A 23,049-nucleotide genomic window follows, 5' to 3' on the forward strand; every position below is an offset into this window, starting at 1 on the left:
CCCCGGTGCAGATCGAAGCCGCGGTGCTGCGCGCCGCAGACGCCCCCTACACGATCGAGTCGCTCGACCTCGCCGACCCCGGACCCGGCGAGATCCTCGTCAGGGTCGCGGGCGCCGGGATGTGCCACACCGACATGCTCGGCCGCATCCCCGGAGACCTCGTCACGAAGCCGGTCGTCCTCGGGCACGAGGGCTCCGGCGTGGTCGAGGCGGTCGGTCCCGGCGTCACCGGCCCCACCGTCGGCGACCACGTGGTCATGTCGTTCGACTCGTGCGGGGCGTGCGCCAACTGCCGCGCCGCCAAGCCCGGCGCGTGCCCGCAGATGACCGCGCTCAACATGCTCGCGATGCCGCTGGACGGGACGCCCCGCGCCACCGGCCCGGGCGGCGAACCCGTCCACACGCGCTGGTTCGGGCAGTCGTCGTTCGCGAGCCACGCCCTCGGGACCGTGCACAACGTCGTCCCGGTCAGCAAGGACGTCCCGCTCGACGTGCTCGGGCCGCTCGGCTGCGGCGTGCAGACCGGCGCCGCCTCCGTGCTGATCTCGCTGGGCGTCCGCGCGGGCGACAGCATCGCGGTCTTCGGCGCGGGCGCCGTCGGGCTGGCCGCCGTCATGGCCGCGCGGATCGCCGGCGCCTCGACGATCGTCGCCGTCGACCTGCACGAGTCCCGGCTCGACCTGGCCCGCGAACTCGGCGCCACCCACGTCCTCGACGGGGCGGACGACGACATCGCCGGGCGGATCCGGGCGATCTCCGGCGGTGAGGGCGTGCAGTACTCGTTCGACTCCACCGCCGTCCCCGAGGTCGTCTCGACGGCGGTCGCCTCGCTGCGCACGACGGGCGTCTGCGGCCTGGTCGGCGTCGGCGCCGCCGAGTACCGGCTGGACGCGAACCTCCTGCTCATGGGACGGACGGTCAAGGGCATCATCGAGGGCGACGCCGTCCCGCACACGTTCATCCCGCGGATGATCGAGATGTGGCGGCAGGGCCGCTTCCCGTTCGACCGGCTGGTCACGACCTACCCGCTCGCCCAGATCAACGAGGCGGAGGCCGACACGACGTCCGGCAAGGTCGTCAAGCCGGTCCTGATCCCGTGAGGCCCGCGCCGGGGCCCTCGAAGCAGGCGGCGCTCTCGGCGTCCGCCGGGTAGTACGACTCGACGGCGACCTCGTCCAGCGTGATGTCCTGGGGCGTGCCGAACGTGGTGATGGTGGAGAACAGCCGCAGCTCCCGTCCGCCGAAGCGGACGATCATCTGGATCATGACGTCGGCGCCGGCCGGCGCGTCCCCGCCGCCGGGTTCGAGTAGTTCCGCGTAGAGGGCGGCGAGCTCGGGGTCGGGCGCGGCAGCGAGCTGGCGCCTGACCCGCGACCGGAACACCGCGCGCACGTCGGCCAGGTTGACGACCAGGCGGGCGAGCCCGCGCGGGTCCAGGCCGAGCCGCACCAGGTTGACCGGCGGCCGGAGCAGTTCGGGGTCGACCTCGGCGAGGAACGGATCGACGGCGCGGTTGGTCATGATGATGTTCCAGCGGCGGTCGAACGCCAGAGCCGGATACGGCTCGTGCGCGCGAAGCACCCGTTCGACGGCGTTCCGGGCGGCGGACAGTGCGGCGTCGTCGAGCGGCCGTTCGGCGTACCGGGGCGCGAAGCCGGCCGCGAGCAGCAGCCGGTTGCGGTCGCGCAGCGGCACGTCGAGGTGGTCCGCCAGCCGCAGCACCATGGCTGCGCTCGGGTTGGACTTGCCCGTCTCGACGAGGCTGACGTGCCGGGCCGAGACGTCGGCGGCGATCGCGAGATCGAGCTGGCTCAGCCGGCGCCGGTGCCGCCACTGCCGCAGGAGGTCCCCGATCGTGTCCACAGGCGTCGAGAGTACTCATCCTGGAGCGCGACGCCATGAAATGGGACTTCATCGACAAGCCGCGGCCACCGCGGAAACACTGCGCTCATGACCAACAAGGACATCGTCCAGCAGGCCCTTTCCGAGCTGCTCACCACGGGCAGCACCGACGGGCTCCGATCTCTGCTCAGTGACGACTTCATGCACCACCGCCCGGACGCCTCCACCACCAAGGACGAATGGCTCGACGCCGTCCAGGCGGCGCTCACCCCGCTCGCCGGCATGCAGGTCGAGATCCGCCACCTCCTGGCCGACGGCGACCACGTGGTGCTGCACACGCTGCGGCGGCTCCCGGACGGCCCGGAGATCGCGGTCGTCGACATCTGGCGGGTCGAGGACGGGCTGCTCGCCGAGGCCTGGGAGATCATCGAGCCGGTCGCCCAGGCCCCCGCCAACCTCACCTGGTGGGACCCCGCCGCGGCCTGACCCACCGGCCGCTACCGCATCTGCAACATCACAGGACGGAACGACCAGGCGGCCGCCCGGCGACCCCCGGCGACCGCCTGGCGACCCCCGGCGACCGCCTGGCGACAGGATGAGGCGATCGGATATGCATGAAGGGTGATCGATTCCTCCGGGTCCCTGCCGAAGTACCTCCAGCTCCGCGCCATCCTGCTGGACATGATCGAAGAGGGCCGGCTGCCGGTGGACGCGCTCGTCCCGTCCGAACGGGACCTGTGCCGAAGGTTCGGAGTGTCGCGGACGACCGTCCGGCAGGCCATCGATCGGCTCGTCGCCGAGGGCCGGCTTCGGCGCATCCCCCGCGCGGGCATGGTCGTGGCGCGCCCGAAGGTGCGGGTGGCAAGGGAACTGGTCTCCTTCACCGAGGACATGCACGCCCTCGGGATGAGGCCCGCGTGCGTCGACCTCGACGCCCGCACGATCGAGGCGGACGCCCGGCTGGCCGCGCTCCTCGGCGCGGCGCCGGGAGTCGCCGTGCACGTCCTGGAGCGACTGCGGCTCGCCGACGGCGAACCCATGGCGATGGAGCGCGCGCACATCCCGGTGTCCCTCGCGCCCGACCTGTTCGAGCGTCGCGCCCCCCGCGGCTCCCTGACCAGGGTGCTGGAGGGCGAGTTCGGAATCGTCATGGACGAGGGCGACCAGACGATCGAGGCGGGCCCGGCGGATCGCGGCGAAGCCGAGCCGCTGAGCATCGCGCAGGGCGACGCCGTGTTCTTCCTGCGCCGGCGGACGTTCAGCCGCGGGACCTGCGCCGAGGTCACCTTCTCGACCTACCGGGCCGACCGTTACCGCATCCACCTTGGACATGGAACCCCGCCCCGCTCCGTGACCTAGCCGTCCGCGAACGGTCCGACGTGCGGTGGGCGGGGCCGGGGCTGTTGCCGCCGGGGCAGCACGGGGACGCTAGACGACGCGGTGGAGGAGGGCGTCGCCGCGCGCGAGGCGGCGGCAGTTCTCCGCGGCGACCGCGAAGTAGCGGTCCCACGTCTCCCGGGTCAGCCAGGCCACGTGCGGCATGACGACCACGGTGTCGAGGGCCAGCAGCGGGTTCCCCGCGTCCACGGGCTCCTTCTCGAAGACGTCCAGCCCCGCGCCGCCGAGGCGCCCCGACGCGAGCGCCTCCACCAGCGCCGCTTCGTCGATCACCGCGCCGCGCGCCGTGTTCACCACGATCGCGCCGTCCGGCAGCAGCGCGAGCCTCTCGGCGTTCAGCAGGTGGCGGGTCTCGTCCGTCAGGGGAATGTGCACCGACACGATGTCGCTCGCACGCAGCAGGTCGTCCAGTTCCCGCCAGGCCCGATCGTCGCGCCGGGGCCGCCGGGTCGTGTAGAGGACGGTCGCCCCGATCGCCTCCAGCATCCCGCGCAGCAGGGTCGCGATCTCGCCGCCGCCGAGGAGCCCGACCGTCCGTCCGGCCAGCTCACCGCCCACCAGGGACCGGTCGGCGGGCCATCCCTCGCCGCGCCGCGTCCGCCCGTCGAACGGCACGACCCGCCGCAGCGCCGCCAGCATCAGCAGCAGCGACGTCTCCGCGACGGCCTGCGCGTTGCGGCCCGGCATGTTCGCGACCGCGATCCCGCGTTCGGCCGCCGCGTCCAGATCGATGGTGTTCACGCCCGTGCCGAGCTTCTGGATCAGCTTCAGCTTCGGTGCCCGGTCCATGTCGGTGCCCGTCACCGGGCGCAGCACGTGCCAGAGCACCTCGGTGTCCGGCAGCAGCTCGCCGAACCGCGCGTCGTCCTGCTCCGAGCAGCTCACGATGTCGAGCCCGTGCTCCTCGTGATCCATGTCGTAGTGCAGCAGCACCCGCATGCCGGTCCCCTTCTCTCCCGTCGACCCCGCCGTCACCACCCGGCGTCCCCCGCGATTATGGTGCGAATGATGACCGGGAACCGGACCGAGGTGAGCGCCATGTGGACGGAACTGCCGATCGTGCAGGCCCCGATGGCGGGCGGGCCGTCGACGCCCGAGCTGGCCGCCGCCGTCTCGAACGCGGGCGGTCTCGGCTTCCTCGCCGCCGGCTACAGGACGCCCGAGGTCATGCGCGCCGACATCGCCGCCACCCGCGAGCTGACGTCCCGCCCGTTCGGGATGAACGTCTTCATGCCGTCCCTGGACGAGATCGACCCGGCCGCCGTCGCCGCCTACCGCGACCTCCTCGTCCCCGAGGCCGCCCGTCTCGGCGTGGAGCCGGGCACCCCGGGCGCCCGCGACGACGCCTACGACGCGAAGATCGCCGACCTGGTGGCGGATCCGCCGGCGCTCGTCAGCTTCACGTTCGGCTGCCCCGCTCCGGACGTGATACGCGCCCTCAAGGACCGCGGCGCCACCGTCGTCGTCACCGTGACCTCCGTGAACGAGGCCCGCCACGCGTCCGGCGCCGACGCGCTCTGCGTCCAGGGTTCCGAGGCCGGAGGCCACCGGGGCTCGTTCACCAACACCCTCGAGGACCTGCTGCCACTGCGCGCGCTGCTCCCGGCGGTTCGCGAGGTCACCCGGCAGCCGCTCATCGCCGCCGGGGGCCTGGCCACGGCCGCCGACGTCGCCGAGATCCTCTCCCTCGGCGCCGTCGCCGCCCAGCTCGGGACGGCGTTCCTGCGCTGCCCGGAAAGCGGGGCCAGTGCCGTCCACAAGGCCGCCCTGACCGACCCCCGCTACACCTCCACCGCGGTGACCAGGGTCTTCAGCGGACGTCCCGCGCGCGGCCTGATCAACCGCTTCCTCATCGAGCACTCTGGGCAAGCCCCCGCCGCGTACCCGGACGTCCATTACGTGACGGCGCCCCTTCGCCGCGCGTCCGCCGCCCAGGGCGACCCGGACAACGTCAACCTCTGGGCAGGCGAGGCGTTCCGCGAGACGACCGAAACCCCCGCCGCCGACCTGGTGGCAGCACTGGCCCCCGCCTGATGCCCGACCTCGCGACCCTCATCGCCCCAGGCCGCCGCCACGCCGCTCGGGTCACCGCCCACTGGTTCCCGCCCGACGTCGCCGCGTCGAAGGGCCGCGACGCGGCGCGACCGCCCGTAATCCAGGTGCCGGACGTCGGAATCCATGCCACGCTCAAGCGACTCCGCCGCCCGACCCCCCGCGACGGCTTCGACGCGATCCGCATCGTCGGCCACGACGGCGACGGAGGGTTCGTCGTCGCCCGGCCCGAGGAGCCCCTCGATGAAGGATCTTGAAGCGCGGATGCGCGCCCGCGAGTGGTTCCACTCCCTGACCCTGCTCCCCGGCGCCTGGGCCGTCGTCCGCGTGGACGGCCGGTCGTTCTCCCGCCTCACCGAGGCGAACTTCGACAAGCCGTTCGACCAGCGCTTCTCCGACCTCATGGTCGATACCGCGACGACCCTGCTCACCGAGCTCGGCGGACGGTACGCCTACACCCAGAGCGACGAGATCTCCGTCGTCCTCGACCCCGCCTTCGACCTGTTCGGCCGCGAGGTGGAGAAGCTGGTGTCGCTGTCGGCGGGCATCGCCTCCGCCGCCTTCACCCACGCCGCCGGGCAGCCCGCCGTCTTCGACGGCCGCGTCTGGATGGGCGCCTCCGTCGACGACGTCCACGGCTACATCACCTGGCGCCGGACCAACGCGGCGCACTGCGCACTGAACTCATTGTGCTACTGGACCCTGCGCAAGGAAGGGCTGTCCGCGCGGCGGGCCACCCGGGAGCTGGAGCGGACGTCCGCCGACGACAGGGTGGCGTTGCTCTCCTCGCGCGGCATCGACTTCAACGACGTCCCCACCTGGCAGCGTCACGGCATCGCCCTCTGGTGGGAGACGTACGAGAAGACGGGCCACGATCCCATTCGCGACACGTACGTCACCACCACCCGCCGCCGGATCCGCACTGAACGCGACGAATCCATGACGGGCACCTACCACGACCTCATCGACGTGCTCCTGCGGCCGACCACCTGACCACCCCTAGGAGCCCCAGTCCCACAGGGCCTGGAGCACCGGCCCCAGGCGGCGGCCCTGCGGTGTGAGCGTGTACTGCGTGCGCGGCGGCCAGCCCGCCTTTCGCTCCCGTTCGAGGACGCCCGCCTGGACGAGATGGGACAGGCGGTCGGCGAGCACCTTGTCTGACAGGGCGGGGAGGGCCTGCCGCAGCTCGCTGTACGAGCGGTCGCCCCGCAGGAGCTCGCGGATCACCAGCGTCGTCCAGCGCCCGCGCAGCACGTCGAGGGTGATCTCCACCGGGCAGGACGGGGTGGGCTCCGCCGCGTCCGCGCGGGGATCGTCGGGCAGCCCCGGGTGGCTGACCGTTTGGTGAGTCACGAGGGCGCCTCCTAGCGTTTCGCGTCCCGGTCATGTCTACCCGGAAGGACGACGATGCGCCCACTGGCCGAACGCCCCGAGGACGTCCCGCACGTGTTCGCCGACCGCTTCAACGGCGGCGACCCGGCGGCGGTCGCCGAGCTGTACGAGGAGGGGGCGGTGTTCGTCCCCGAACCGGGCAGCCCGCTGACCGGCGCCGACGCCCACGCCGCCAACGCCCGCTTCATGGCCCTCGGCCTGCCGATCAAGGTGAGCCCCCGCCACGTCTACTCGGCCGGCGACCTCGCTCTGCTGATCGTCGACTGGGTGATCGAAGGCCCGTCGGAGGAGGGCCCGGTCCGCATCGAGGGCACCGCCACTGACGTCGCCCGCCGGGGCCCGGACGGCCGCTGGCGCTACGCCGTCGACAACCCCTTCGGCACGGCCGCGACCGGCGGGTAGCCCGGAAACGGACGTACTGGCTTCCGTGAAACGTTCGACCAGGTGAACGTGCGCGGCGAAGTCATCGGGAAGAAATTCAGGGGGCGTGTCGATCGCGGCCGCCCCCCGTTCGACCTAGGGATGAGAGGGTCCCGCTGAGGGGCCCGGACGCACACGGAGAAAAAGCCATGAAGTACATGCTGATCATGCGGGCGACCGACGAGGCCTACGCGGGCATGGCGAACACCGACCACGCCGAGATGATCGAGACCGTGGGCCGGTTCAACCAGGAGCTGATCCGGGCCGGTGTGCTGCTCGCCGCGGAGGGCCTCGACGACCCGTCCGAGAGCGTGGTCGTCGACCACTCCTCCGAGCCGCCCGCGGTCACCGACGGCCCGTACGGCGAGACGAAGGAGCTGTTCGGCGGGTTCTACATCCTCAACGTGGCCTCGAAGGAGGAGGCCGTCGAGTGGGCCAAGCGGGCGCCGGCCGGTCCCGGCTTCAAGACCGAGATCCGCCGCGTCCCCACCATCGACGAGTTCCCGCAGGACAACGAGTGGATCGAGAAGGAGCGGGCCTGGCGCGAGGCCACCGGCCAGCTGTGATGGGCGACCCCACCGGACGCGAGGCCGTCGCCGCCGTCTGGCGGATCGAGTCGGCGCGGATCGTCGGCGCCCTCGCCCGCTACACCGGCGACTTCGCGCTGGCCGAGGACCTCGCCCAGGAGGCGCTGGCCGAGGCGCTCGTGACGTGGCCGCGCGACGGCGTCCCCCGCAATCCGTCGGGGTGGCTGCTCACCGTGGGGCGGCGGCGCGCGATCGACGCGTTCCGCCGCCGCTCCGCCCTCGACGAACGGTACGCCGCCCTCGCCCACGACCTGGACGAGGGCGGCGCCGCCACCGGACGCCCGCCCGAGAAGGACGACGACGTGCTCTGGGACCCCGACCGGATCGACGACGACGTGCTCGCGCTCATGTTCGTCTCCTGCCACCCCGTCCTGTCGCGGGAGGCGCGGATCGCGCTGACGCTGCGCGTGGTCGGCGGCCTGACGAGCGACGAGATCGCGCGAGCGTTCCTGGTGCCGACCGCGACCGTCCAGGCCCGGATCACCCGCGCGAAGAAGACCCTCGGCGCGGCGCGGGTCCCGTTCGGGGTGCCGCCGGCCGGGGAGCGGGCCGAGCGCCTCCCCTCCGTCCTCAACGCCGTCTACCTGATCTTCACCGAGGGCTCCACGGCCAGCTCGGGCGGCGAGCTGATCAGGTTCGACCTCGCGGGCGAGGCGCGGCGCCTGGCCCGCGTCCTGGCCCGGCTGATGCCGGACGAGCCGGAGGTCCACGGCCTGCTGGCGCTGCTGGAGCTGACCTCCGCGCGCTTCCCCGCCCGCACCGCCCCGGACGGCGGGCCGGTGCTGCTGGAGCACCAGGACCGCACCCGCTGGGACGGCGCCGCGATCCGCCGGGGGCGCGCCGCCCTGTCCCGCGCGGAGAAGGCGGGCCGCGGCCTCGGCCCCTACGGCCTCCAGGCGGCGATCGCCGAATGCCACGCCCTCTCCCCGTCGGTGGCCGAGACCGACTGGGACCGCATCGTCCTCCTCTACGAGGCCCTGGGCCGCCTGGCGCCGTCCCCGGTCGTCGACCTCAACAGGGCCGTAGCGGTCTCCATGGCGAAGGGCCCTGCCGCCGCGCTCGCCATCGTCGACGACCTGGCGGCCTCAGGCGCCCTGGCGAACTCCCACCTCCTCCCGAGCGTCCGAGGCGAACTCCTCACCCGCCTGGGCCGCCCCGAAGAAGCCCGCACCGAACTGGAGCAGGCCGTCGAACTCGCGGCCAACGACCGCGAGCGCGCCCTCCTCCAGCGCAAACTCGCCGCCCTCTCCTGAGACGATGGGTCAGAACAGGCCCGGCATGTAGGGGGCGCCATTCGCGCGGACTCCGCGCGCCACGGCCGTCGCCCTTGCCTCCCCACGCGGATGCCCGGCCTGCCCGGCCTTGCGGAAGTACTCCTCGGCCCCGGCCATGTCGTTCTTGTGCTCGCAGCGGACACCGAGGTTGAACAGGGAGTCCGGGTCACCCGCAGCCGCGCCCTTCTCCCACCATTCATCGGCATCCTCGCGCCGGCCCTGGGAGTAGAGATGGTTGGCGAGGGCGCTGAGCGCACGGCCATCGCCCTTCTCGGCGGCGCGCCGCAGCCATTCCTCGGACTCCTCCGCCCGCCCCATCTCACCGAGCGCCAGACCGAGGTTGGTCATCGAGCCGGTGTGCCCGTCCTCGGCCGCGATACGGAAGTGCTCGGCGGCCCCTTGCCGGTCACCACGGCGGATCAGCAGCATCCCGAGATTGTGCCGAGCGCCGACCTCACCCGCCTCGGCCGCCTTGCGGTACCAGCTCTCGGCCTCCTCGTCCCGGCCCTGGTCCGAACAGAGGATGCCCAGGTTCAGTTGCCCGACCCGTTCGCCCGCGTCGGCCGCCGCACGCCACCACCGCTCGGCCTCGCCCTCGTCCCGCTCCACGACCAGGATGCCGAGATTGAGCATCGCGCCGACGTGCCCCGCCTCGGCGGCCGCCCTGAACAGCCGCTCGGCCTCCCGCACCTGCCCCCGCTCCTGAAGCGCCTTCGCCTCTTGGAACTCGGCCTCTCCACTACCGGTCTCCACACCGTCCCCTTCCGTGATCACCATGTTCGGACCATTCCGGCCCCGGAACGGTTCCCGCCTGCGCCTGGGGTTCCCTATAGGCTGCCGCGGAAGCGACACCCACCGCGCCCCACCCCAGTCGGGACCCTTGCTGTGAACGACGACCAACGCCTCGCGCCGGCTCCCGAACGCGCAGCCGCGCTCATGCACGCGTCCCTGGCGGGCCTGTCGGTCGGGGACGCGTTCGGAGACCAGTTCTTCCTGCATGCCAACCGGCACCTCACCGCGGCGGACCTTCCTTCACCGCCGTGGGAGTGGAGCGACGACACCGAGATGGCCTGCTCGGTCGTCGCCTGCCTGCGCAGTCACGGACGCGTCGACCAGGACGCTCTCGCCGCCTCCTTCGCCGCCCGCATGGACACCGGCCGCCGCTACGGCGCCGGCGCCCTCGAACTCCTCGAACGCATCCGCGACGGGCACCCGTGGCGGGCCGCCACGGCCGAGTCCTTCGGAGGCAACGGCTCCTTCGGCAACGGCGCCGCCATGCGTGTCGCCCCCCTCGGCGCCTTCTTCGCCGGCGACCCGGCGCGCGCCGCCGCGGAGGCCGTCCTCCAGGCCGAGATCACCCATGCCCACGCCGAAGGGGTCGCCGGCGCCGTCGCCGTCGCGGTGGCCGCCTCCCTCGCCGCCGCCGGCGCCGCCGAGAACCCGATCGAGGCGGCACTCGATCACGTCCCCGGAACCTACGTCCGGCGAGGCCTCCAACGCGCCCGCGGCCTCAGCAAGGCGACACCCGAGCAAGCGGCACGGGCGCTGGGCAACGGATCGCGCATCACCGCCCAGGACACCGTCCCGTTCGCGCTCTGGGCGTCCACCCGCCACCTGGACGACTACCCGAGCGGCATCCGGGCCTGCGTCACGGCCGGCGGCGACATGGACACCACCGCCGCGATCGCCGGCGGCATCATCGCCGCCCGCACCGGAATCGACGGCATCCCACCGGCCTGGCTCGAACACCGAGAACCCCTCCCCGCCTGGCTGGACGACCACCCGACAGCCTGACCAGGCGAAACCGCCGCAGGTCAGGGCTTGCCGCCTTGCGGGGCCTGGTCGGTCCAGCGGGAGTCCAGGGCGGCGCGGTGGTCGACCACGTCACCGCCGTCGCGGCCGCCGTCCCGGGCACCGACCGGCCGAAGCGTGCCACGACCGTCTGGGTGGCCAGCAGGCGCCCGGTCCGGCGGTCGACGACCAGCCACTGCTCGGTCGGGGCGTTCTCTGCAAGTCACCCTGAGCCGACGTCCCAGCCACGTGCTTCTGCGATCTGCTCAGCGAGATCGGCCAGTGTCGAGGAAGGCCCGCTCGGCCCCCGCCCGGCGCGCAGCACCGACCGGACGGCGGCACGGAGCATCACCTCCGTCCGTGCGGAGACGACCTCCCGCGTGAAGTCGAACACCGTGGCCGTGATCGCCTCTGTCTCTCGCCATGCCTTGGCCAGCGTCAGGGCGAGCTGAAGGTGGACGAGATCGTTGTAGGCGGCCCGGCCCCATTCCTGACCGCGCGCCATGACCGGTCCGGCCTGCGCGTTCGGCATGTACGGGTCGCGTTCAAGGCGGCCGTGGGCGGCCTCGTCGAGATAGGGCATCGCGGTTTCGAGGTCGCCGAGTTCCATATGCAGGATGCCGCGATGCCACGCCAGTTCGGAGGAGTCCAGCCACCACGTCCAATGCGGGTCCCTGGGGTGCAGCGACTCTTGCAGTGCGCCGGCGGCCTGGTCAAGGGTCGCGATGGCGCGGGCCCGGTCGCCGCCCTGCGCGAGGGCGCGAGCGGCGCGGAGCTTGAACAGCGCCTCGACGCGCGGGGCGAGCGCGGCGCCCTCGATGCTGTGCTCGGCGATGCTCAGCGCCTCGCGAGAGTGCCGCTGGTGCACGTCGAGCAGCGCGAGGTGAGATAACTCGAACAGTTCCATGGACCGGTCACCGGCGAGGCGGGAAAGCAGCATCGCCTCGTGGATGGTGGCACGGGATTCGCTCAGGCGGTCTGCGTCGTACAAGGTCCATGCGGCGATCTCTCCGGCTTCGCCGGCGGCGGCCTGGAGGTCCCGCTCGTCGGAGTTGTGCAGGGCGGTGGCCAGCGCGGATCGGGCAGTGTGGAACGCACGGACCGCCAGGTCGGCGATGACGGTTCCGCCGAATCGGGAGTCGAGCATGATCAGGTGCTGGCTGGTGTCACGCACCGTCGCCGCATAGTCGCCTGGCTCTCCTCGGTTCCCGGCCAGGACGGGACCGGGCCGCGTGGCCGTGTCGGTGGCGAAGAGTTCGTCCTCGGATCGGCCGACGACTTGCGCCCACAAGAGCCGGTAGCAGGGCCCCGGAGCGTGCTCTCCGGCTTCGTGACCGCGGATCGTGCGCTCCAGGTCCTTGAGCGCCGGGAGTTGGCGGCGGACCCGGAGGGGGGCGAGCTCGCGCCATTGTTCGGCGACGTCGGCGACGGTCAGCCCTGCCGCCTTTCTCGCCGCGCGTAGGCGCGCACCGATGACCGGATTCTCGGACGACATGTTGCGATGCACCTCGGCCGGGATGGTCGCGGACACGGGCCGCGTCCGCGCGTATCCGTGATTATCAGGCTGACGTGCGGCGCCCGCCACGGGTTCACTGAACGTGACTGGATCACTACCAGCGAATCGCAGCCAGGGCGGTCCCGTGGACACGAACACCAACGACATCGAGCGGACCAAAGGCCGGCTCCGGGAGGAGTTTCCCGGGTGGTCGATCATTTACGCGCGGGATTCGGGGCGGTGGTGGGCAACGCGCGGGCCGCTTCCGCGTGGGGACGTCACCGGGGTCTCCGACGTCGACGCCGACACGGCCGGGGACCTCGCGGTCAAGCTTCGGGCGGTGCCTCGTGACCGGTGAGGCGGCGCCGGACGACACCGCCGTGATCGACCCCGTCCCCATCCGAGTCCTTGAGGCGCGCCGTATCGAGGCCCGCTACGGCGCGACGGCGGTGTGGTTCGGCTACTTCACGCGGCATTGGTGGGCGCTGGTCGACCTCGCCTGGCTGGTCGAGGGCAAGACCCCTGACCGGCTCGGCGAGGCGATCGTCGCCGCCAGGAAACACGGTCTCCTGCGGGCTGCCGGGGGGGGACGTGAGCCGGGGTTCGGCGCGGCCGGTCGAGCCGCCCCCCTCGTGCTCCCGGCCGCGCCGAACCCCACCAAACGCCGCACCCCAGGTCAATGGACAAGCAGCCTGCGCGTGGGGCTGTCGTCGAATGGCGAAGACAATGACCTCGGGGCATTCCGTAGGACTGGCTGTGACCAGGCGGGATGGCTCGCCGCTGGCGCATTACCGCTGCTAAAGGTGCTGAATTCGGCCCGGAGTTGGTGTGTGGCCGAGCGTGTGCGGCGGGCGATCGGGGCGTAGTGCCGGGCGACCGGCGGCCAGTGGTTCACCAGTCGCGGCATCATGCTCTGCTCCGGCGTCGGCATGCCCGAGAAGGCCTCTGACCAGGGCGGACGAGTCGAGCGGGCAGTGTGCGGCGGCCATTTCGGCAGGTGGCAGGGCAGGGAGCCTTTGGAACCGCGCTCCGTGTGCCGAACAGGGCTCCAACTCCAAACCTCGAACCGGTCATCGATTAATTGACCACGGGTTTCGGGCTTGATCAAATTACCTTTTTGGTCTTTTGTGGTAAGGCTTGCGTGTCTTCCTGAGTGGCGGACGGTTCCAGTTGTGGCGAAGCAAAGCAGGGTTGCCACGAAGCAAACAAGGATGGGGAAAACTCATGGAATCGGCATGCGAGGAATCGCGCATCCGACAAGTTGCTCCTCTCTACAGGGGAGGAGACGTACGGTCCGTCCTTCGGACGGATGAGGGACGGGAAGGCTGGGACGCTCTCATGGAGTGCCCCGAGCGTGCCGTCCTGCTGTGGGACCTCAACGGGACGGCTCAGGAGCTCTCCCCGCTGAACGGAATGCCGCGGCTGGACCCCGACGTCCGTCAGGAGATCCCCCGAGTGGGAGAACGGTACGGCGTCAACGGCGTTCTGACGGGGTGGCCGTTCTACCAGGTCAGCAATATCGGCCTGGCCGTCCCCTACTGCCACGTCTGGGGGCAGCTCGCCAGCGAGCACTGGGACTGGCAGACGGGGATCCACCGCCAGCTGGTTCCGCCCCCGGCGGGGCTGAGCCGGGTCTACGACAAGGTGCACGAGCTGGTGGAGGAACTCCACCTGAACCCCGAGTGCATCTACTCCAGGTCCCATTCGCTCGTCCTCCGCTACCCGGCGGACTCCTCCCAGGAGGTGGTCGAGCGGCTGGCAGCCGAGATCGGTGAGGTCACCGCGGCCGCCGGGGACCTGAAGCTGATGAGGGACCGCGGCGTGGTCAAGGTCGCGCCCGCGGGCCTCGACAAGAGGGTCGCGCTCCGGCGGATCCTCAGCGAGTGCGTTCCGTTCGAGCCCTCCGTGATCATGAACGCGGGCGACGCGCCCGACAGGGTGATCATGGCCGAGCTCGACGCGGTGCGCCGCGAGGAGGGCATCCCGACCTTCAAGGTGGGCGTCCGCAACCTGCAGGAAGGGGTCGACCTGTTCCTGCCCAGCCCGCCTCGGGGCGTTCTTCCGTTCATGCGAGCGCTGAGGGACGCTCCCATCCGATAGCGCCGGCTCCGTAGTCGATCCGACTACAGGGCCGTCGCCCCGACCCAGTGGCCCCCGGACATCCGGGGGCCACTGCTTGCTGGAGGAACTCGCGGGCGGACGGGCGTGAGGCCTTCGCGCGGGCGGTACCGACGCCAGTGCAAGCGGATCGGCCGCCCGGGCGACCGGCTGGCCCTAGTTGCGCTCGGGCCAGGTGAGGCCCTGGTCGGTCCAGACGACACCCTTGTTGCGGCAGAGGCAGAAGGGGTGGCCGATGGGGTCGGTGTAGACGCGCCAGCCGTAGCCGTCGGGGCCGATGAAGTCCTGCTGCAGGGACGCGCCGAGAGCCAGGACCCGGGACTGTTCGGCCTCGATGTCGTCGACTTCGAAGTCGAGGTGGAACTGCTTGGGGTGCTCGCTGTCGGGCCACTGCGGGGCGCGGTAGTCCTCCACACGGATGAAGGCCAGCTCGATCTCGCCGAACTGGACACCGGCCCAGTTCTCGTGGCTGCCCTCCTTGACCGGGCGACCCGTCACCTCGGAGTAGAAGGCCGCCAACTTCATCGTGTCCGGGCAGTCGATGATGAAATCGGTGAGTCGCAGCATTCCGCGATCGTGTCACAAGATCGATGGCCGCCGCCTGGGGGGCGTGGCTCTCCCGGCCGCGGTCGGGAGGGGGGCGGCACTCTGGGCCACTCATCCCCGGTGTCGGCTCATGTGCTGCGCAGGCGCAGGATGTAGGTCGCTGTGAGCGCGACGGCGCGGTCCTCGTCCTGCGACAGGTCCGCGAGGGCGCGGGACGCCGTGGTGCCCGGGATGTCCGCGAGTGCCTGGGTCAGGCGGCGGCGGGCGGGCGAAGCGGCGGCGCCTGGGGCGAGGCGGGCGACGAGGCCGGATGCGATCTCGTCCGCCAGGGCGGGACGGCTCGCGAGGGCGGCCAGCGCGTCGGCCGCGTCGACGTCGTTCGCCTCTTCGGCGACCATGTCGATCAGTGTCGGGACGGCGTCCTCCACGCCCCGTGCGCCGAGCGCGAGAGCCGCATGCCTGCGAACCGCGAGGTCAGGGCTCGTGAGGACGTCCCGCAGCAGCGCGGTCGCCCCGTCGCTCGAAATCTCGGCGACCGACTGGACGGCACGTTTCCGCACCTCGGCGTCCGGTGAGCCGAGGCCCTCCGCCAGCGGCGCCAACGCGCTGTCGCCCGATTGCGCCAGCGCCCATCGGAGGGCTCCGGCGACGTTCGTGTCCGACTCGTTCAGCGCCGCCTCGACAAGGGCGTCCACCGGCACGTCGACCGAGGACAGGGCAGCGCGCTGGCGCTTCCCCGCGCTTTCCGACCCCAGGGCCTGGAGGAGTGCGACGACCTGGAGGACGTCCTCCCAGGCGGCGGGTTCCGCGGCGTCGATCCGGCGGAGGCGCGTGAGCAGTTCCCTCTCGCGCGCGATGCGTTCCCGCGTCTGGCGGATGAGGTCGTCGACGAGCTCCGCGGGCGCGAAGCCGGGATCGTCGAGCGCGCGGCCGACCTCGCGCAGCGACAGGCCCAGCGACCGCAGGCTCTCGATGTGGAAGATCCGCCGGATGTCGTCGCCGGAGTACTCGCGGTAGCCGGCGCCGGTCCGGCCCGTCGGCCGCACCAGGCCGAGCGACTCGTAATGCCTGAGCATGCGGGCGCTGACCCCGGACCGTCGCGCCACGTCCCCGATCAGCAAACCGTCACTCCTCCCCGCCGGCCGCGCCGAGGGCCACGATGCGCTTCGCCTCCTCGATCGCGAACTCGAACGTGGCGTCCGGATCGCGCAGCAGGCGTTCCGTGGCGATCGCGTGCGTGCGCACGCGCGGGTCGGCGCCCGCCTGGGCGGCGCGCAGCACCGGCAGGATCACCTCGCCGAGCGCGATCAGCGCCCGGCTGAGACTCTGCCGCATCGCGCGCTCCCCACGCCCGAACTGCGTCCCGAGCACCGCGGCCAGCTCGGGTTCCGCACCTTCGGGGACGAGCACGACCGCCGTCCGCCAGGCGCTCCGCGCCACCTCGTCGTCGGCGTCGGTCAGGAGCTCCCGCGTGATCGCTGGCCAGGCCCGCCGGTCCCCGACCTTGGACAGCGTGTGCAGCGCCTGGCTGCGGGCCTGCGCGCGCTCCGAGCGGAGTTCGTCGATGAGCTTCGGAACCGTCGTCGCCGCGGGGTGGCGGGTCAGCGCCCACGTGAGCATGTCGCGGACGAAGAACTCCGGTTCGACCGCGCATCGTTCGATGAGCTTGTCGACGAACTCCGGGTGAGGGGCGGTGCCGACCGCCATCGCCGCACGCAGCCGCACCGACGCGTCACCGTGCTCCAGCCCCCGGAAAGCCCGGACCGTATCCGGCATGGTCATGGTGACCACCTCCCTGGTCGCAGTGAAGAGCTTGTCACCGTGTCAAGGTCAAGCAGGGTCACAGCGCGGTGGCGCATGGTTTGAGGGCGGGGACGGTGTGAAATAACAGCATTTGATTACTCTCGGGGGGAACTCGTGCGCACGCTGTTGAACGTCCTCTGGCTGGTCCTCGCGGGCTTCTGGATGGCGATGGGCTACGTGGTCGCCGGGGTGATCTGCTGCATCCTCATCATCACCATCCCGTTCGGCATCGCCTCGTTCCGCATCGCGGGCTTCGCGCTGTGGCCGTTCGGCCGGACGACCGTGCCGAGGCGGGACGCGGGCGCGGGCTCGCTCATCGGGAACATCATCTGGATCGTCTTCGCGGGGTGGTGGCTGGCCCTCGGGCACCTCGTCACCGGCGTCCTGCTCTGCATCACGATCATCGGGATCCCGTTCGGCATCGCCAACTTCAAGCTGATCCCGATCTCGCTCACCCCGCTGGGCCAGGAGATCGTCCCGTCGGACCGCACCGCGACCTTCTGAACGGCCCCTCTTCCCAGGGCTTCACGGGGTCGGACGGGGCGGTTACCCTCTAACTGGCGTCCACGCCGGTCGTATGTGCCTTGCTCTGGGAGAGCCCCGTCCCCACGGGACTTGTACGGCTCCTGCACCGGCTCCTCTGTCCCGCTCAGCTGAGGAGTCGTCCCCGTGAAGCTCAAGCACGCGCACTTCAAGCACAGACCGTCCGGCCGCGCGGCCGGCGCCGCGCTGGCCTCCGCCGCGGCCGCCGCCGTCCTGTCGCTCGGCACCCTGGTCGCGGTGTCGGCGCCGTCGTCGGCCCAGCCCGCGTCCGCGGTCGCCTGCACGTATCCGGCGTGGGCGGAGGGTACCTCGTACAAGGTCGGCGACAAGGTCGTCTACAGCGGCCACGGCTACGAGGCGATCGTCGCCCACACCGCCTACCCGGGCGCCGGCTGGAACCCCGCGTCCACCGCCACGCTGTGGCGCGAGCTGGGCACCTGCGACACGTCCGAGCCGCCCACCACCCCGCCGACGACGCCGCCGACCACGGACCCGCCGACCACCCCGCCGCCGGGCGGGGACGAGACCTGCGCGGTGAAGCCGAAGCCCGCGGGCAAGATCCTCCAGGGCTACTGGGAGAACTGGGACGGCTCGTCCAACGGCGTCCACCCGCCGTTCGGCTGGACGCCGATCGACAACCCCGTGATCAAGCAGCACGGCTACAACGTGATCAACGCGGCGTTCCCCGTCATCCGCTCGGACGGCACCGTCCTGTGGGAGGACGGCATGGACGCGACGGTCAAGGTCTCCACCCCCGCCCAGATGTGCGCGGCGAAGGCGGCGGGCGCGACCATCCTGATGTCGATCGGCGGCGCCGCCGCGGGCATCGACCTCAGCTCCAGCACCGTCGCCGACCGGTTCGTCCAGACGGTCGTGCCGATCCTGAAGAGGTACAACTTCGACGGCATCGACATCGACATCGAGACGGGCCTGTCGGGCAGCGGGAACATCAACCAGCTGTCGGCGTCGCAGTCCAACCTGATCCGCATCATCGACGGCGTGCTCGGCCAGATGCCGTCCGGCTTCGGGCTCACGATGGCGCCCGAGACCGCGTACGTGACCGGCGGCAGCGTCACCTACGGCTCCATCTGGGGCGCCTACCTGCCGATCGTCAAGAAGTACGCGGACAACGGCCGGCTGTGGTGGCTGAACATGCAGTACTACAACGGCAGCATGTACGGCTGCTCGGGCGACTCCTACTCCGCCGGGACGGTCGAGGGCTTCGTGAAGCAGACCGAGTGCCTGAACAACGGCCTGACCGTCCAGGGCACCACCATCAAGGTCCCCTACGACAAGCAGGCCCCGGGGCTTCCCGCGCAGCCGGGCGCGGGCGGCGGCTACATGTCGCCGGGCCTCGTCGGCCAGGCGTGGAACCACTTCAACGGCCAGTTGAAGGGCCTGATGACCTGGTCCATCAACTGGGACGGGTCGAAGAGCTGGACGTTCGGCGACAACGCCCGCGGCCTCCAGGGCCGCTGATGAGGGGAGGGCCCGGCGGCATCCGCCGGGCCCGTCCTCCCCAGGGCCTCAGGAGGTCCAGGGGGTGCCGGTCAGGCGTTCGTAGACCTCGGTGTAGCGGGCGCGGGTGGCCTCCACGACCTCGTCGGGGATGGCGGGGCCGGGCGGGGTGCGGTCCCAGTCGAGCGTGCTGCTCCAGTCGCGCACGAACTGCTTGTCGAGGGAGTGCTGCGGGCGGCCGGGCACCCACTGGTCGGCGGGCCAGAAGCGGGACGAGTCGGGCGTGAGCACCTCGTCGCCGAGGACGAGGGTGCCGTCGGCGGCGCGCCCGAACTCCAGCTTGGTGTCGGCGATGATGATGCCGCGCTCGGCGGCGAGGGCCGCGCCGCGCCGGTAGATCTCCAGGGTGACGTCCTTGAGGCGCGCGGCGGTGTCGTCGCCGATCTCGCGGACCACGTCGTCGTAGGTGATGAACTCGTCGTGGCCCTCGGTGGCCTTGGTGGTCGGGGTGAAGATCGGCTCCGGCAGCCGGGACGCCTCGACCAGGCCGTCCGGCAGGGGGACGCCCGACACCGTGCCCGACTTCTGGTACTCCTTCAGGCCGAGCCCGGCGAGGTGCCCGCGCGCGATCCACTCGACGGGCAGCATGGTGAGGCGGCGGCAGCGGATGGCGCGCCCGGCCCACTCCCGCGGCACGTCGGTGGCCGACACGACGTGGTTCGGGATGATGTCGGCGAGCCGCTCGAACCACCAGAGGGACAGCTGCGTGAGGATCTTCCCCTTGTCGGGGATCGGGGTCGGCAGGACGACGTCGTAGACGCTCACCCGGTCGGACGCGACGAGGATCAGTTCGTCGCCGTCCGCGTAGACGTCCCTGACCTTGCCCGAGTGGACCAACTCCATGACGCTCCCCATCTAGCCGCCGTGCCGGTAGGAGTCTTCCACAGCGCCGCCCCGCGACCTGCGGCGGCTCCGGCCCGCCATGCCGGGCCCGCTACCCCTCGACGAACACCCGCACGCTGTCGAGGGTGCCGTCCGCCGCGTCCGGGACGACCATCCCGGCGGCGACGCCTGAGCGCAGGTATCTGAGGGCCGGCTCGTTGATCCGCTCGCCAGGCAGCACGGCCGGGATGCCGGGCGGGTACGGGGTCAGCATCTCCGCGCAGACGCGGCCGGCGGCCTCGGACGCGGGCACCTGCTCCGCCGGGCCGAAGAACGCGTCCCGGGGCAGGACGGCGAGTTCGAGCCGCAGGTCCTCGGGCGACGGCACCTCGACGGCCGGCTCCCCTCGCAGGTCGTCGAGGTGGGAGCGGAGGTCGCGCAGGGCGGCGAGCAGCGCGGCGGCCGTGTCCTTGTCGTCGGCGAAGGTGAGCTGCGCGCTGATCCGCCGGTGGTCGGCCAGGTGCAGGTTGACGCGGTGGTGCTCGCGCAGCCAGTCGGCGGCCCGGTAGCCGGTGACGCCGAGGCCGGCGATGTCGATGACGACGGGCAGCGGGTCGAGATCGCGGGCGAGCCCGGGGCCGGTGAGCTCCTCCCGGCCCTGGACGTCGAAGCCGTCGATGGCCGCGATCCGCGCGCGGACGTCGGCCGCCAGGTCCAGCGCGTCCCGCAGCAGGGCGTGCCCGTGCTCGACCATCTGCCGGCGCCACGCGTCGAGGCCCGCGTAGATCAGGACGGACGGGCTGGTCGTCCCGAGCAGGTCCTCCCGGGCCTTGAGGACGTCCGGGTCGACCAGGTCGCCCTGCTGGTGGAAGACCGAGCCCTGCTCCAGCCCGGCGCCCATCTTGTGGACGCTCGTCACGCACACGTCGGCGCCGGCGTCCATGGCCCACGTGGGCAGGTCCTCGTGGAACGGCAGATGCGCGCCCCACGCCTCGTCCACGATGAGCGGCTTGCCGTGCTCGTGGCAGACGGCGGCGATCGCGGAGAGGTCGGCGCACGTCCCGTAGGGCGTCGGGCTGGTGACGAGGGCGCCGCGCGCGTCGGGGTGCTCCCGGAAGCGCGCCGCGAACGCGGCGGGCGAGGGCGGGTGGGCCAGGTGCCGGGTCGCGTCCCATTGCGGCTCGACCCAGACGGGGCGGACGCCGGAGAGGATCAGCCCCGAGACGACCGACTTGTGGGCGTCCCGCCCGACCAGGAGCTTCTCGCCCGGGCCCGCGACCGACAGCATCGCGCTCTTGACCGACAGGGAGCTGCCGCACGTCGAGAAGAACGCCTGCTCGGCGCGGACGGCGTCGGCCATCAGCTCCTGGGCGCGCTCCAGCACCTCGTTGCCCGACTCCCGGTCGTCCAGGCCGGAGATGGCGAGGACGTCGGATCGGAACACCGCGTCGCCGAGCACCTCGCGGGCGCGCGGATCCGCGCCGCGGCCCTGCTTGTGGCCGGGCGGGGTGAAGGGGAGCTGCTTCTCGCGGTGGTAGGCGGCAAGGGCGTCCAGGACGGGGGCTTGCGAGTGGTCCATGCGGGACGTGTTCCCGGACGGTTTTGGCCCTAACGCGGGCCGCTCCGGCCGCCCCCGCGCGCCAATTCACCTTCAAGTGAGACAAGCTAGGACGTATGGGGCAGCGGTCTCCGGGTACGGCGGCCGTGAACCCGTACAGGGAGATGTGCTTATGAAGGACCGCGTATCGCCCGAGGTGGAGCTGGCGTGGGAGGACTTCCACCGGCTCGTGAACATGACCTCCGACGAACTGCGCACCTGGTTGCTCACGGACGCGTCCGGCGAGGCGGCGTTCCCGGCCGACGGCCCCGGCCCCGGGGTGTCCGAGCTGGGAGCCCGCGTGGTGGACGTGCTGCGCAAGCGGAAGGTCGACCTGACCGAAAGCGACGGGGAGGTGATGCAGGAGGTCGTCGGCTACGTGGAGGACCGCCTGGAGCACCGGCCGCCGAACGCGGAACGGGACGAGGAGTGGCGCCACGCGCTGATGAGCGTGGGGCACGACCCGCTGCGTCCCGAACCGTCCAGCGCCTAGGAGGCGAGAGCATGCCGAACCCGCAGCAGCCCGAGCTCCGGCGGTCCGGGAAGACCGCGGTGACGGACGAGCCCGCGCCCGAGGCCACCGACCCGAAGTCGACGAGGGCCAAGGGCCACGCGCACGGCACCGACAAGGGGAACAGGGGCGGCGGCAAGGGCGGCGGCACACCGCCGGCGCAGAAGCCGCCGCACCCCTCGTAGCAGCAGGTTGGAGGCCGTCCCGGAGAGAGTCCGGGGCGGCCTCCCGTCTGCTGCTGCGCGGGCCGGTTCCGTCCGGCCGGGGCGTGCGGCCGATTGACAACGGAAGAGGGAGGGGTGGTACGAGGGTGTTCGAGTTGTCCCCCGGGCAGGGTTGGGTGGAGATCGGCGAGCTGCTGCTCGCCATGGTGCTGTCGGCCGCGATCGGTCTGGAACGAGGGCTGCGCAACAAGAGCGCGGGACTGCGCACGCACACCCTCGTCGGCGTCGGCGCGGCCCTGTTCATGCTGGTCAGCAAGTACGGCTTTGAGAACGTCCCCGGGAACGTGTCGCTGGATCCCTCCCGGGTCGCGGCGCAGATCGTGTCCGGCATCGGCTTCATCGGCGGCGGGCTGATCTTCGTCCGCCGGGACGCGGTGCGCGGCCTCACGACCGCCGCCGTCGTGTGGGTGACCGCGGCCGTCGGCATGGCGGCCGGCGGCGGGCTGCCGGTCCTCGCGGTGGCGGTCACCGCGATCCACTTCCTCGTCGTCTACGGGCTGAGCGGGCTGACGAAGAGGCTGCCGCTGGAGCGGTACCGCCGGGCCGGGGTCGCGCGGATGCGGATCGTCTACCGGGACGGGCACGGCGTACTGCGGCAGGTCCTGATGGAGTCCACGCGGCGCGACTTCGTGATCCTGGAGGTCGACGTCGACCGCGACCACCTGCCGGACGACTCCGACCGGGGCCGCGACGAGCGCCGGGACCGGCGCGAACCCGACCGGCGGCGGCCGGGCAACGCCGTGGTGTCGCTCACGCTGGAGGGAACGGGCTCGGTCCCGGACCTCGCTGCGGTCCTGAGCGAACTGGACGACGTCGTCGGCGTCACGGTCGGGGCCGACCGGGACGACGCCGAGTGAGGGGCCGGGAGCCCCGGGCGGGTCAGGGGACCTCGGTCTGCGGGCTGTAGCCGTCGTCCTCCCCGCCCGGGGTCTCGGCCTCGGCGATCGGCGGGTCGGTGGGGCCGGGCGTGTGCTCGGCCCCCACGTCGGCGTCGTCCTCCTGCGGCGCCCCGGCCTCGGCGCGCCGGTCGGCGAGCGGCTTGTCCTCGTCGTTCCTGCGGTCGGTCATCGCACCCTCCTCAGGGAAGGGACGGCCCGGCGGGCCGCCCGGGTCGCG

The 23,049-nt window shown here is 72.0% G+C and carries 28 protein-coding genes; 17 read left to right on the plus strand and 11 right to left on the minus strand.

Annotated elements, in window-relative coordinates; genetic code table 11:
• Nucleotides 1–5: 5 nt before the first annotated feature.
• The gene (locus AB0C84_RS03910; RefSeq protein WP_361060868.1) at nucleotides 6–1,100 is read left to right on the plus strand and encodes an NAD(P)-dependent alcohol dehydrogenase; all 1,095 of its coding nucleotides are present in this window, start codon (nucleotides 6–8) and stop codon (nucleotides 1,098–1,100) included.
• On the opposite strand, the gene AB0C84_RS03915 is transcribed toward AB0C84_RS03910, so the two are convergent.
• Nucleotides 1,078–1,863: a helix-turn-helix transcriptional regulator gene (locus AB0C84_RS03915; RefSeq protein WP_361060870.1), complete on the minus strand. Its 786-nt coding sequence runs from the start codon at nucleotides 1,861–1,863 to the stop codon at nucleotides 1,078–1,080. The genes AB0C84_RS03910 and AB0C84_RS03915 overlap by 23 nt on opposite strands.
• Nucleotides 1,864–1,950: 87 nt before the next feature.
• Between AB0C84_RS03915 and AB0C84_RS03920 the strand changes: the two genes are divergently transcribed.
• Nucleotides 1,951–2,328, plus strand: a complete 378-nt coding sequence (locus AB0C84_RS03920; RefSeq protein ID WP_361060872.1) for a nuclear transport factor 2 family protein — start codon at nucleotides 1,951–1,953, stop codon at nucleotides 2,326–2,328.
• A 135-nt stretch (nucleotides 2,329–2,463) separates the two neighbouring features.
• Nucleotides 2,464–3,201 carry a GntR family transcriptional regulator gene (locus AB0C84_RS03925; RefSeq protein ID WP_361060874.1) on the plus strand — a complete coding sequence of 246 codons (738 nt, stop codon included), beginning with the start codon at nucleotides 2,464–2,466 and terminating at the stop codon, nucleotides 3,199–3,201.
• 69 nt (nucleotides 3,202–3,270) lie between these two features.
• On the opposite strand, the gene AB0C84_RS03930 is transcribed toward AB0C84_RS03925, so the two are convergent.
• Nucleotides 3,271–4,179, minus strand: a complete 909-nt coding sequence (locus AB0C84_RS03930) for an NAD(P)-dependent oxidoreductase (protein WP_361060876.1) — start codon at nucleotides 4,177–4,179, stop codon at nucleotides 3,271–3,273.
• 69 nt (nucleotides 4,180–4,248) lie between these two features.
• Here AB0C84_RS03930 and AB0C84_RS03935 point away from each other — a divergent pair, with 69 nt between their 5' ends.
• Genes AB0C84_RS03935 through AB0C84_RS03945 form a run of 3 tightly spaced genes read left to right on the plus strand, consistent with a single transcriptional unit; the run spans nucleotide 4,249 to nucleotide 6,285 of the window.
• Complete coding sequence (locus AB0C84_RS03935) at nucleotides 4,249–5,274, plus strand: nitronate monooxygenase (RefSeq protein ID WP_361060878.1); 1,026 nt, start codon at nucleotides 4,249–4,251, stop codon at nucleotides 5,272–5,274.
• Nucleotides 5,274–5,549: a hypothetical protein gene (locus AB0C84_RS03940; RefSeq protein WP_361060881.1), complete on the plus strand. Its 276-nt coding sequence runs from the start codon at nucleotides 5,274–5,276 to the stop codon at nucleotides 5,547–5,549. Before AB0C84_RS03935 ends, AB0C84_RS03940 begins: the two co-directional genes overlap by 1 nt.
• Nucleotides 5,536–6,285, plus strand: coding sequence for a tRNA(His) guanylyltransferase Thg1 family protein (locus AB0C84_RS03945; protein ID WP_361060883.1), 750 nt, complete (start codon nucleotides 5,536–5,538; stop codon nucleotides 6,283–6,285). The genes AB0C84_RS03940 and AB0C84_RS03945 overlap by 14 nt, the downstream gene beginning before the upstream one ends.
• Before the next feature lie 6 nt (nucleotides 6,286–6,291).
• Here AB0C84_RS03945 and AB0C84_RS03950 read toward each other — a convergent pair whose 3' ends face one another.
• The gene (locus AB0C84_RS03950; RefSeq protein WP_179845513.1) at nucleotides 6,292–6,645 is read right to left on the minus strand and encodes a helix-turn-helix domain-containing protein; all 354 of its coding nucleotides are present in this window, start codon (nucleotides 6,643–6,645) and stop codon (nucleotides 6,292–6,294) included.
• A 54-nt stretch (nucleotides 6,646–6,699) separates the two neighbouring features.
• Between AB0C84_RS03950 and AB0C84_RS03955 the strand changes: the two genes are divergently transcribed.
• From AB0C84_RS03955 to AB0C84_RS03965, 3 genes are all read left to right on the plus strand, one after another.
• The gene (locus AB0C84_RS03955) at nucleotides 6,700–7,086 is read left to right on the plus strand and encodes a DUF4440 domain-containing protein (RefSeq protein ID WP_361060885.1); all 387 of its coding nucleotides are present in this window, start codon (nucleotides 6,700–6,702) and stop codon (nucleotides 7,084–7,086) included.
• A 167-nt stretch (nucleotides 7,087–7,253) separates the two neighbouring features.
• Nucleotides 7,254–7,670 carry a YciI family protein gene (locus tag AB0C84_RS03960; protein ID WP_258944610.1) on the plus strand — a complete coding sequence of 139 codons (417 nt, stop codon included), beginning with the start codon at nucleotides 7,254–7,256 and terminating at the stop codon, nucleotides 7,668–7,670.
• Nucleotides 7,670–8,944, plus strand: coding sequence for an RNA polymerase sigma factor (locus tag AB0C84_RS03965; RefSeq protein ID WP_361060887.1), 1,275 nt, complete (start codon nucleotides 7,670–7,672; stop codon nucleotides 8,942–8,944). The genes AB0C84_RS03960 and AB0C84_RS03965 overlap by 1 nt, the downstream gene beginning before the upstream one ends.
• 9 nt (nucleotides 8,945–8,953) lie before the next feature.
• Here AB0C84_RS03965 and AB0C84_RS03970 read toward each other — a convergent pair whose 3' ends face one another.
• Nucleotides 8,954–9,742 carry a tetratricopeptide repeat protein gene (locus AB0C84_RS03970; protein ID WP_361060889.1) on the minus strand — a complete coding sequence of 263 codons (789 nt, stop codon included), beginning with the start codon at nucleotides 9,740–9,742 and terminating at the stop codon, nucleotides 8,954–8,956.
• A gap of 108 nt (nucleotides 9,743–9,850) precedes the next feature.
• On the opposite strand from AB0C84_RS03970, the gene AB0C84_RS03975 reads away from it, so the two are divergent.
• Nucleotides 9,851–10,759 (plus strand): ADP-ribosylglycohydrolase family protein, encoded by a 909-nt coding sequence (locus AB0C84_RS03975; RefSeq protein ID WP_361060891.1) that lies wholly within the window; start codon nucleotides 9,851–9,853, stop codon nucleotides 10,757–10,759.
• A gap of 220 nt (nucleotides 10,760–10,979) precedes the next feature.
• On the opposite strand, the gene AB0C84_RS03980 is transcribed toward AB0C84_RS03975, so the two are convergent.
• Complete coding sequence (locus tag AB0C84_RS03980; protein WP_361060893.1) at nucleotides 10,980–12,341, minus strand: hypothetical protein; 1,362 nt, start codon at nucleotides 12,339–12,341, stop codon at nucleotides 10,980–10,982.
• A 257-nt stretch (nucleotides 12,342–12,598) separates the two neighbouring features.
• On the opposite strand from AB0C84_RS03980, the gene AB0C84_RS03985 reads away from it, so the two are divergent.
• Together AB0C84_RS03985 and AB0C84_RS03990 are read left to right on the plus strand one after the other, a co-directional pair.
• On the plus strand, nucleotides 12,599–13,117 hold the full coding sequence (locus tag AB0C84_RS03985; protein WP_361060895.1) for a hypothetical protein: 519 nt from the start codon (nucleotides 12,599–12,601) through the stop codon (nucleotides 13,115–13,117).
• Nucleotides 13,118–13,589: 472 nt separating this feature from the next.
• Nucleotides 13,590–14,351, plus strand: coding sequence for a hypothetical protein (locus AB0C84_RS03990; protein WP_361060897.1), 762 nt, complete (start codon nucleotides 13,590–13,592; stop codon nucleotides 14,349–14,351).
• A 174-nt stretch (nucleotides 14,352–14,525) separates the two neighbouring features.
• Here the strand turns inward: AB0C84_RS03990 and AB0C84_RS03995 are convergent, their stop codons facing one another.
• From AB0C84_RS03995 to AB0C84_RS04005, 3 genes are all read right to left on the minus strand, one after another.
• Complete coding sequence (locus AB0C84_RS03995) at nucleotides 14,526–14,936, minus strand: VOC family protein (protein ID WP_361060899.1); 411 nt, start codon at nucleotides 14,934–14,936, stop codon at nucleotides 14,526–14,528.
• A gap of 107 nt (nucleotides 14,937–15,043) precedes the next feature.
• Complete coding sequence (locus AB0C84_RS04000) at nucleotides 15,044–16,036, minus strand: HEAT repeat domain-containing protein (protein WP_361060901.1); 993 nt, start codon at nucleotides 16,034–16,036, stop codon at nucleotides 15,044–15,046.
• 4 nt (nucleotides 16,037–16,040) lie between these two features.
• A complete protein-coding gene (locus AB0C84_RS04005) occupies nucleotides 16,041–16,697 on the minus strand; it encodes a HEAT repeat domain-containing protein (protein ID WP_361060903.1) in 657 nt (218 codons plus the stop codon).
• Between the two features lie 135 nt (nucleotides 16,698–16,832).
• On the opposite strand from AB0C84_RS04005, the gene AB0C84_RS04010 reads away from it, so the two are divergent.
• Both AB0C84_RS04010 and AB0C84_RS04015 read left to right on the plus strand, forming a co-directional pair.
• On the plus strand, nucleotides 16,833–17,222 hold the full coding sequence (locus AB0C84_RS04010; protein WP_179845529.1) for a YccF domain-containing protein: 390 nt from the start codon (nucleotides 16,833–16,835) through the stop codon (nucleotides 17,220–17,222).
• A 165-nt stretch (nucleotides 17,223–17,387) separates the two neighbouring features.
• Nucleotides 17,388–18,740, plus strand: coding sequence for a glycosyl hydrolase family 18 protein (locus tag AB0C84_RS04015; protein ID WP_361060906.1), 1,353 nt, complete (start codon nucleotides 17,388–17,390; stop codon nucleotides 18,738–18,740).
• Nucleotides 18,741–18,788: 48 nt separating this feature from the next.
• Here the strand turns inward: AB0C84_RS04015 and AB0C84_RS04020 are convergent, their stop codons facing one another.
• Nucleotides 18,789–19,622 (minus strand): phosphoribosylaminoimidazolesuccinocarboxamide synthase, encoded by an 834-nt coding sequence (locus AB0C84_RS04020; protein ID WP_361060908.1) that lies wholly within the window; start codon nucleotides 19,620–19,622, stop codon nucleotides 18,789–18,791.
• A gap of 91 nt (nucleotides 19,623–19,713) precedes the next feature.
• Nucleotides 19,714–21,180 carry an ornithine decarboxylase gene (locus tag AB0C84_RS04025; protein ID WP_361060910.1) on the minus strand — a complete coding sequence of 489 codons (1,467 nt, stop codon included), beginning with the start codon at nucleotides 21,178–21,180 and terminating at the stop codon, nucleotides 19,714–19,716.
• A gap of 151 nt (nucleotides 21,181–21,331) precedes the next feature.
• Between AB0C84_RS04025 and AB0C84_RS04030 the strand changes: the two genes are divergently transcribed.
• The 3 genes from AB0C84_RS04030 to AB0C84_RS04040 all read left to right on the plus strand — a co-directional run bounded on the left by AB0C84_RS04030 (nucleotide 21,332) and on the right by AB0C84_RS04040 (nucleotide 22,790).
• Nucleotides 21,332–21,691: a DUF3140 domain-containing protein gene (locus tag AB0C84_RS04030; protein ID WP_361060912.1), complete on the plus strand. Its 360-nt coding sequence runs from the start codon at nucleotides 21,332–21,334 to the stop codon at nucleotides 21,689–21,691.
• An 11-nt stretch (nucleotides 21,692–21,702) separates the two neighbouring features.
• The gene (locus tag AB0C84_RS04035) at nucleotides 21,703–21,894 is read left to right on the plus strand and encodes a hypothetical protein (protein ID WP_361060914.1); all 192 of its coding nucleotides are present in this window, start codon (nucleotides 21,703–21,705) and stop codon (nucleotides 21,892–21,894) included.
• Nucleotides 21,895–22,019: 125 nt separating this feature from the next.
• On the plus strand, nucleotides 22,020–22,790 hold the full coding sequence (locus tag AB0C84_RS04040) for an MgtC/SapB family protein (RefSeq protein ID WP_361060916.1): 771 nt from the start codon (nucleotides 22,020–22,022) through the stop codon (nucleotides 22,788–22,790).
• Nucleotides 22,791–22,812: 22 nt separating this feature from the next.
• Here AB0C84_RS04040 and AB0C84_RS04045 read toward each other — a convergent pair whose 3' ends face one another.
• A complete protein-coding gene (locus AB0C84_RS04045; protein WP_179838061.1) occupies nucleotides 22,813–23,001 on the minus strand; it encodes a hypothetical protein in 189 nt (62 codons plus the stop codon).
• Nucleotides 23,002–23,049 lie beyond the last annotated feature (48 nt).

It is taken from the genome of Actinomadura sp. NPDC048955 (assembly GCF_040649435.1).
Lineage (GTDB): Bacteria > Actinomycetota > Actinomycetes > Streptosporangiales > Streptosporangiaceae > Spirillospora > Spirillospora luteofluorescens.

Excerpts from the sequence above, each read along its gene's own strand:
- AB0C84_RS03920 (WP_361060872.1), top strand. The coding sequence starts at position 1,951 with ATGACCAACAAGGACATCGTCCAGCAGGCCCTTTCCGAGCTGCTCACC.
- AB0C84_RS03930 (WP_361060876.1), bottom strand. The coding sequence starts at position 4,179 with ATGCGGGTGCTGCTGCACTACGACATGGATCACGAGGAGCACGGGCTC.
- AB0C84_RS03935 (WP_361060878.1), top strand. The coding sequence starts at position 4,249 with ATGACCGGGAACCGGACCGAGGTGAGCGCCATGTGGACGGAACTGCCG.
- AB0C84_RS03940 (WP_361060881.1), top strand. The coding sequence starts at position 5,274 with ATGCCCGACCTCGCGACCCTCATCGCCCCAGGCCGCCGCCACGCCGCT.
- AB0C84_RS03945 (WP_361060883.1), top strand. The coding sequence starts at position 5,536 with ATGAAGGATCTTGAAGCGCGGATGCGCGCCCGCGAGTGGTTCCACTCC.
- AB0C84_RS03955 (WP_361060885.1), top strand. The coding sequence starts at position 6,700 with ATGCGCCCACTGGCCGAACGCCCCGAGGACGTCCCGCACGTGTTCGCC.
- AB0C84_RS03960 (WP_258944610.1), top strand. The coding sequence starts at position 7,254 with ATGAAGTACATGCTGATCATGCGGGCGACCGACGAGGCCTACGCGGGC.
- AB0C84_RS03965 (WP_361060887.1), top strand. The coding sequence starts at position 7,670 with ATGGGCGACCCCACCGGACGCGAGGCCGTCGCCGCCGTCTGGCGGATC.
- AB0C84_RS03970 (WP_361060889.1), bottom strand. The coding sequence starts at position 9,742 with ATGGTGATCACGGAAGGGGACGGTGTGGAGACCGGTAGTGGAGAGGCC.
- AB0C84_RS03990 (WP_361060897.1), top strand. The coding sequence starts at position 13,590 with ATGGAGTGCCCCGAGCGTGCCGTCCTGCTGTGGGACCTCAACGGGACG.
- AB0C84_RS03995 (WP_361060899.1), bottom strand. The coding sequence starts at position 14,936 with ATGCTGCGACTCACCGATTTCATCATCGACTGCCCGGACACGATGAAG.
- AB0C84_RS04005 (WP_361060903.1), bottom strand. The coding sequence starts at position 16,697 with ATGACCATGCCGGATACGGTCCGGGCTTTCCGGGGGCTGGAGCACGGT.
- AB0C84_RS04020 (WP_361060908.1), bottom strand. The coding sequence starts at position 19,622 with ATGGAGTTGGTCCACTCGGGCAAGGTCAGGGACGTCTACGCGGACGGC.
- AB0C84_RS04025 (WP_361060910.1), bottom strand. The coding sequence starts at position 21,180 with ATGGACCACTCGCAAGCCCCCGTCCTGGACGCCCTTGCCGCCTACCAC.
- AB0C84_RS04030 (WP_361060912.1), top strand. The coding sequence starts at position 21,332 with ATGAAGGACCGCGTATCGCCCGAGGTGGAGCTGGCGTGGGAGGACTTC.
- AB0C84_RS04035 (WP_361060914.1), top strand. The coding sequence starts at position 21,703 with ATGCCGAACCCGCAGCAGCCCGAGCTCCGGCGGTCCGGGAAGACCGCG.
- AB0C84_RS04045 (WP_179838061.1), bottom strand. The coding sequence starts at position 23,001 with ATGACCGACCGCAGGAACGACGAGGACAAGCCGCTCGCCGACCGGCGC.